Annotated in this window: 8 protein-coding genes; all 8 read right to left on the reverse strand. The window is 37.9% G+C overall.

All coding sequences use genetic code 11. The features are described 5' to 3' along the window. Positions 1-385 (reverse strand): VOC family protein (locus CALSC_RS01120; RefSeq protein ID WP_088239600.1); only part of this gene is annotated, 385 nt, incomplete at its 3' end. A 76-nt stretch (positions 386-461) separates the two neighbouring features. Continuing rightward, positions 462-677: a tautomerase family protein gene (locus tag CALSC_RS01125; protein ID WP_088239595.1), complete on the reverse strand. Its 216-nt coding sequence runs from the start codon at positions 675-677 to the stop codon at positions 462-464. 72 nt (positions 678-749) lie between these two features. Then, on the reverse strand, positions 750-1,889 hold the full coding sequence (gene hypD / locus CALSC_RS01130; protein WP_088239601.1) for a hydrogenase formation protein HypD: 1,140 nt from the start codon (positions 1,887-1,889) through the stop codon (positions 750-752). A 267-nt stretch (positions 1,890-2,156) separates the two neighbouring features. Continuing rightward, positions 2,157-2,423: a HypC/HybG/HupF family hydrogenase formation chaperone gene (locus tag CALSC_RS01135; protein WP_088239596.1), complete on the reverse strand. Its 267-nt coding sequence runs from the start codon at positions 2,421-2,423 to the stop codon at positions 2,157-2,159. A gap of 2 nt (positions 2,424-2,425) precedes the next feature. After that, positions 2,426-4,834, reverse strand: coding sequence for a carbamoyltransferase HypF (hypF, locus tag CALSC_RS01140; RefSeq protein ID WP_088239597.1), 2,409 nt, complete (start codon positions 4,832-4,834; stop codon positions 2,426-2,428). A gap of 384 nt (positions 4,835-5,218) precedes the next feature. Then, positions 5,219-6,019 (reverse strand): alpha/beta fold hydrolase, encoded by an 801-nt coding sequence (locus tag CALSC_RS01145; RefSeq protein WP_088239598.1) that lies wholly within the window; start codon positions 6,017-6,019, stop codon positions 5,219-5,221. Between the two features lie 42 nt (positions 6,020-6,061). After that, positions 6,062-6,721, reverse strand: a complete 660-nt coding sequence (locus tag CALSC_RS01150) for a nitroreductase family protein (protein WP_088239599.1) — start codon at positions 6,719-6,721, stop codon at positions 6,062-6,064. A 286-nt stretch (positions 6,722-7,007) separates the two neighbouring features. Then, on the reverse strand, positions 7,008-7,480 hold a 473-nt coding region (locus CALSC_RS01155), incomplete at its 5' end, for a stage II sporulation protein M (RefSeq protein ID WP_143288113.1).

Here is a 7,480-nt window from a genome sequence, read left to right on the forward strand (position 1 = left end):
TGTTTGCTGGTTCATAAAATGTTAAACACACACCAGCAGGATCTAATACTACAAATTCCTTCATTCCCCAAGGTTTAGTTTCTAGTTTGCCATTGGGATGAACAATCTCTCCTCCCTTTGCCTCTAATTCGGTATAATATTGTTCAATATTGTTGACATAAATCCTTAATGCTGTGGATTCTGCTAATTGAGAATTACTATTTTTAATCAAGAATATTTGTGCTTCATCCCGTTTCACAATTGCCATGTGCATGGGGTTTCCTTCGTGATGAATCTTAGTAAAACCTAAACTTTGTTCGTAAAAAGCAATAGTTTTTTCCACATCATCACCAGCAGGGATTAAGGGACTAATATTTCCTAGAGTATATTCTCTATTATCTGTCATAATTGGTTTCAGTGTTGAAGTCTGCAAGTAAGTTAACATACTCTTAATTTGACTTCAACCACTGAATAAGTGAGATTTATACCCCTTTTTCAACATGTCTACCCTGATGTTTATCTACATGTAGGGTACCACCCACTGCCCAGTTTTCCCGTGAAAATTCATCAATATGAACTGTTACCCATTCTGGCTTTGTCCCCATTGTCGAAACCAAAGTGTCGGTAATGGCTTTTGCTAGTTCTCGTTTTTTTTCGATAGAATGACCTTCGGCAATTTGAATAGTAACAAATGGCATAATATGTCCTTGATGATTAAGTTTACAATCTCACATAGAGGCGCAGAGACATAGATAATAAAGGAGTTAAATTTATGCTGTAACTTTGGAACTTTCAGTTATATTTTGTTTGCCAATTTGAGAGAAACGACCATATTTGTAATAGGCTGCACAAGCACCTTCAGAAGAAACCATACAAGTACCAATAGGATTTTCGGGAGTACAAGCAGTTCCAAATACTTTACATTGCCAAGGTTTTAATACCCCTTTAAGTATTTCTCCACATTGACAAGCTTTATTATCTGCTATTTTTCTATTGGGTAGGATAAATTTAACTTCAGCATCAAATTGGGCATATTCTGGACGAATTTTTAAACCAGAATTAGGAATCTCGCCTAAGCCACGCCACTCAAAATTATCTCGCACCTCAAATACTTGATTCATCGCCTTTAAGGCGACTGTATTCCCTAGGGGTTGAACTAATCGGTTATATTGATTTTCTACTTCGCAGCGATTTTCTGATATCTGTTGTAGTAACATCCAAATAGATTGGAGAATATCTAAAGGTTCAAAACCAGAAATAACGATTGGTTTGCCATATTTTTGAGCAATAAATTCATAGGGTTCTGTACCTATTACCATACTTACATGACCAGGTCCAACAAATCCATCTAGTTGTAAATCTGGATTATCTAATAATGCTTTTAAGGCGGGAATCACGAGGACGTGATTAGAAAACATACTAAAGTTATGAATATTTTCTGTGGCGGCTTGGAGAATAGTAAAAGCTGTACTGGGAGCTGTAGTTTCAAAGCCGAGAGCAAAAAATACTACTTGTTTATTGGGGTTTTCTTTGGCAATTTTCAGACTATCTAAAGGTGAGTAAACCATGCGGATATCTGAACCAATAGCTTTAGCTTGGAGGAGGCTAGTGGTGGAGCCAGGAACCCGCATGGTATCACCAAAGGTGGTAAAAATAACGTTGGGTTGTTGGGAGATATAAATAGCATCATCTAATCTACCCCTAGGCATTACACATACTGGACAACCAGGACCATGAATTAATTCAATGTTTTGGGGTAGAATTTCTTCAATGCCATATTTAAAGATTGAATGGGTATGTCCGCCACATACTTCCATTATTTTGAGTGGATAATTTAAGCTTAATTTTTCAATTTCATTGAGTAAGGCTTGAGCTTTTTCCGGTTGTCTAAATTCATCAACGTATTTCATCATTGGTAGAGTGGTATTGCCCACCTTATGAACATCATCTAAATTTGAAAATAGTCTATTTACAGCATATTTCATTTTAATAAAGTATATTCAGACGGGCAGGGATGCCCATCCCACAAGAGCTTTTGTATTTAGCCTTGTACTTCATTTACCTACCTGCAAAGTGCTGTATACTTCAGCCAAAGTCGCAGAAAATAAGAGGTTGATATTCTCTACTTTTAGTTTTATGTTGGTCAGAATAATTGTTTTATATAATTGCCAAAATATCTAAAATTCATTACTCATTGTTGCTTGTGCGGCAACTATTTCTTCTAATAGTTTCAATGTTTCCGCAGCTTCTTGCTCATTAATACGATTCATGGCAAAGCCGACATGAACTAATACCCAATCTCCCAGACAAGATTCTGGTGGATGTTGTTCGTCTACAATACAAGCAATATTTACCTGACGTTTAACTCCAGCAACATCAACAATTGCTAGTTTGTGATTAATGTCAGTAATTTCAATAATTTTACCGGGAATTCCCAAACACATATTTATTTACCTTTAATCAATTTGGCAGCTGCAATTACTGCTTGTCCTAGGGATAAACCACCATCATTAGCTGGAATTAAACTATGGGTTATAGTATTAATTCCCAGATTTTCTAACCCTATTTTGACCTTTTCTAGGAGAATAGTATTCTGAAATACTCCTCCTGTCAGTACAACTTGATTAATATCATTTTTTTGACATAATTTTTGTGCTGTGTTCACAATTGTTTTTGCTAAACCATAGTGAAATTTAGTAGCAATAACTGCTGAAGATACTTGTTGCTCTAAGTCATCAAGCAAGTCTTGCCACATGGAACTTGGATCTATATAATAAATATTATCTAAAATGCCCAGATTAAAAGAATAACTTAGTGTTTCTTCACCATTATCTAAGACATTAGTTTTGACTAAATCCTCCATTTCCATTGCTGCTTGTCCTTGATAGCTACATTGTTCTCGACAAATTGCGATCGCAGCTGCTACAGCATCAAATAACCGTCCGACTGAGGAAGCAGGAGGACAATTTATTTTTTGTTCTACAAGCCGATCAATCAGTTTAAGTGGTTTAATTTGTAAAAATTTAACTATTTCTAAATCGCCATATTGTTGTATTAATTTATCCCAATCAAATGCAGAGGTTAAATGAGCATAGGTATTGCGCCAAGGCTCTTTCATCGCTTTGCTACCACCAATAATTGCTACTGGTTTAAATGTTGCCAGTCGTTGAAATTGCTGATAATCTACTAATAAAAATTCTCCTCCCCAAAAAGTCCCATCTTCTCCATAACCCAATCCATCTAAAGCAATACCGAGAATGGGTGGTGAGTCTAAAGGAAGATTATTTTCTGCCATACAAGCAGCAATATGAGCGTGATGATGTTGAATGTTATCAATGGGGATTTTATTGGCTGCTGCTAGTTGTTTCCCGAATTTGCTAGATAAATATTCTGGATGTTTATCTATAGCTATTATTTCTGGTTGATGCTCAAATAAATTTAGGTATAAGTTCAGGGTTTCTTGATAAGCTGTGAAGGCTGTAGCATTTTCTAAATCCCCTAAATGTTGGGATAAAATTGCTTGTCCATCTTTTAATAAACAAAAGGTATTTTTTAACTTTCCACCCATAGCTAATACTGGAGGTATATTGCTAAATCCTAGTGGTAAATTTATCGGTGCTGGTGCATATCCCCTTGCACGACGGATAATTTGCACTTGGTTATTAATGACTCTGACTACGGAATCATCTACTCGATTAATAATGTCTCGGTTATGCAGGAGGAAGTAATCAGCGATTTCACTTAATTTTTCTTTTGCTTCATTGTTATCTATACATTGAGGCTCATCAGATAAATTACCACTGGTAAAGACTATGGGACGATTCATCCGTTTGAGGATCAAGTGGTGTAAGGGAGTGTAGGGAAGAATAAAGCCGAGGGTGTTTTGATATGGGGCGATGGAAGGAGATAAGTTGGCAGAGGAGTTTGTAGCGAATGTAACGGATGTTTTTTTTATTTGGGTTGGGGATGAGTTGTCTATTTGTCTTTTTTGTAGCAAGACAATGGGGGCTGGGGGGCTGGTAAGTAATTCTCGTTCTTGGTTACTAATATGACAGTATCTTGCAATGATGTCTATATCTCGCGCCATGAGAGCGAAGGGTTTATGGTAGCGATGTTTGCGCTGACGTAATTTTTGTACTGCTGTATGATTAGTGGCATCACAAGCTAAGTGGAAGCCGCCAATTCCCTTGATGGCAACGATTTCACCTTTTTGTAAGAGGGTACATACTGCATCCACATCATCTAACATGGAAAACATTGATGCTGTGATGGGTTTACCATCAGTCCTTTCTAACCATGCCTTGGGACCACAAACATGACAAGCTGTAGGCTGGGCGTAAAATCTGCGATCGCTCACATCCCTGTATTCTTTATCACATGCTTCACACATAGGGAAAGCTGCCATGCTGGTGTTACATCTATCATAGGGAATGGCACGGATAATGCTTAAACGAGGACCACAATGGGTACAATTAGTAAAAGGATAGCGGTAGTAGCGGCTGTAAAGGTCAAATATTTCTTGTTGACATTGGGGACAGGTAGCCGCGTCGGGGGAAATAGATGTTTTTGTTTGGCTGCTGACGCTGGGAGCAATCACAAAATCATCGAATTTTAACTCACCCTGGTAAGGTTGGCGTGTTAGCTGATTAATTTTTCCTAGGGGGGGACATTCCTGCTGTAATTTAGCGACAAATGCTGTAATTGATTCCTCCTTCCCCCATACCCTAATTAATACCCCTTCCCCATCGTTGCAAACATCACCACACAAGTTATAAGCTTTTGCTAAACGGTAAACTGTAGGGCGAAAACCCACACCCTGTACAGTACCGCGAATTCTGATTGATTCAGCTTTCATAAGCTTTCCAGGTTATACTGCCATAGTTAATATCCGGTTATTACCGGAATTACTGATTATTGCTATGTCATCAGAAAATTGAGTCGGGAAGAATTTGCTGTATCTAAAATGACTATTTAGCGAATAAGTTAGTAAATATTACTTAAATCAATAATCAATAATTCTATATATAAATCAATGACAACCTTTTTACCGTTCATAATTAGCAATTTTGTATTATACCAATTTGAAAAATGATTGCGACAAATGAAAAGAAAAGCTTATTTAGTTACTCTTTCACAATCTAAAATCTAAAATGTTATAGCACTACGCGATTAGGTTAGGACATTGCTAGAGGCTGAAACTTATTACTTATTACTTGCGCGTAGCGCTATATTACCTAACTCAAGCTGACATATTGGCTAAAAAACCCAGTATTTTTTCTGCTACAGCATGGGGTGATTCAATTAATAAACCATGCCCGCAATTTTCTATCAGTGCTATTTCCGCATAGGGGATTAATTGTGCTAACTGCTGAGAAAATGCCACTGGTGTCAAAATATCCTGTTTACCCACCATTACTAAAGTAGGACAGGAAATCTCTGAGATTCTATCTGAAGTATCGGTATTGAGAATGGCTCGACTTTGATCATATAGTCCTTGGGGAGTAGGACGAAAAGGGTAATTAATTGCCATTTGCAGAATTTGAGCGATCGCTAGGGGAGTAGAAAGAAATTTATCAGTAAATACCCAGGGTAATATAATTTTTTGATACTGCTGCCAATCCAATATTTGTGGTAAATCTCCCCAACTTTCAATAATGGTGTGGAATATACTATTTGCCTGTGCCCAAGATGAAATGAGGATCAAATTCTGCACCTTGGTGGGATCATTCAACGCCAATTCTTGAGCAATTTGACCTCCCATAGAGTGCCCAATCACACTTATAGAATCAATGCATAAATGTTCTAGTAATACCGCCACATCCCTCGCTATCTCCTTAATACTGTAGGGTTGTGTAGGTGTAGAACTACGTCCAACTCCCCGGTTATCTACGCGAATTACCTGATATTTTTTGGTCAAATGAGGCATCATTAATGACCAATAAGAATTGTCACAGGCAAACCCTGCTAATAATAACAAAGGTTCCCCTGTGCCACTAATGTTGTAAAAGACTTCAATGCCATTCGCCTGAATTTTCGGCATTCTTCAGCAGACTTATTGTATAGGTAGAAAACAAAAAAAGATCTAATTTTGATAGGGCTGACTGATTCTGTCTACAAATACATTAGCAGATAATGGTAAACGACCTGGATTGAGACGGGGTTGGGCAGCATAACCAACAGGAACCAAAACTGCGATCGCTAAATCTGAATCTGCTGCACCAATTACTTCTTTAACTTTATCTTCCATCCAGCCATTCATAAAGTTGGTAGATAAACCCAAGCTTTCTGCAGCCAACACTAAATGAGTGGCTGCAATCATGGCATCCTTAATGGCGTACTCCCGTCGCTTATCTCCCAATCCAGCTTGGAATTGAGGGACAGCAGTTTTAAAATAGTTGACTACCTGCTCGTTCCAAGCACCAGTTGCTAAACCTTGCTCCAAAATTGTTGTTAAGTCTCGTTCACCATGAGGTTCGGCTGCAAAGACAAAAGTCACAGGAGCTTGAATAATTTGTTGTTGATTGAAAGCCGCAGCAGATAAAGCTGATTTTTGGGTTTCATCTTGAACAATGACAATGCGCCAGTCTTGTAGGTTATAACTACTGGGTGCCGCAACGGTTAATTCCACCAATTTTTGCAACAATTCTGGAGAAATAGGATCTGGTTTGAAACTTTTAATAGAACGGCGCTGAATAATTGCACTAGGTACATCTAAAGCCTGGGTTTGAGTAATTGGATTCATGAGTTTCCCTATATATCATGCTCGCCAAATACCAATCTATCAGTGAGAGGTAGTCATAGGTCATAGAATTTTGGATTGACCCCATGTCATACAATTTTACAGCACTACCAAAGCACGTTAGGAAATTGTTGAAGCAGCAAACCTATGAACAGTAAACTTATTACTTATTAAGTAAGTCGGTACAATTAGAATCAAACTATGTGAAGAAAAGTAAATAAGGCTAAAACCCTCTTTCTCCCTGCTCCCTGCCCCCTGCCTTATCCAAACGATAATTTTTTATGCCTACCTACTTACTTATTACTCCTTCATCCCTTCTCTTGCGATTACAATAAGCCACTAACAATACAAACAAACTCATCCCCACCAAGTATTTAACAGGATCTGGCACATTAGGATTAGGAGAGAAAAAACCTTCAATCAACCCAGCAATAAGTAACATGGGTACAATCCCAAATACTAACTGTACCGCTTGGGAACCATAGAATTTTAATGCATCAATGCGGCGATACTTACCAGGAAATAATATAGCTCTACCAATTAAAAAGCCCGCTCCTCCAGCAAAAAAGATTGCAGGTAACTCCAAAGAACCGTGAGGGAAAACAAAAGCCCAAAATGGGTATGCCAAATTGTTTTGTCCTACGAGAGTAGCAACCGCACCAATTAAGAAACCATTGTAAAACAGTAAAAATGCTGTATATAAACCCGCAGTAATTCCACCAGCCACAGCACCAAAGGAAACAGATAGATTATTAGTAGTAA

It is taken from the genome of Calothrix rhizosoleniae SC01 (genome assembly GCF_900185595.1).
GTDB classification, from domain to species: domain Bacteria; phylum Cyanobacteriota; class Cyanobacteriia; order Cyanobacteriales; family Nostocaceae; genus Calothrix_A; species Calothrix_A rhizosoleniae.

Coding starts and splice junctions, on each gene's coding strand:
- CALSC_RS01125 (WP_088239595.1), bottom strand. CDS start 677: ATGCCATTTGTTACTATTCAAATTGCCGAAGGTCATTCTATCGAAAAA.
- hypD (WP_088239601.1), bottom strand. CDS start 1,889: ATGAAATACGTTGATGAATTTAGACAACCGGAAAAAGCTCAAGCCTTA.
- CALSC_RS01135 (WP_088239596.1), bottom strand. CDS start 2,423: ATGTGTTTGGGAATTCCCGGTAAAATTATTGAAATTACTGACATTAAT.
- hypF (WP_088239597.1), bottom strand. CDS start 4,834: ATGAAAGCTGAATCAATCAGAATTCGCGGTACTGTACAGGGTGTGGGT.
- CALSC_RS01145 (WP_088239598.1), bottom strand. CDS start 6,019: ATGCCGAAAATTCAGGCGAATGGCATTGAAGTCTTTTACAACATTAGT.
- CALSC_RS01150 (WP_088239599.1), bottom strand. CDS start 6,721: ATGAATCCAATTACTCAAACCCAGGCTTTAGATGTACCTAGTGCAATT.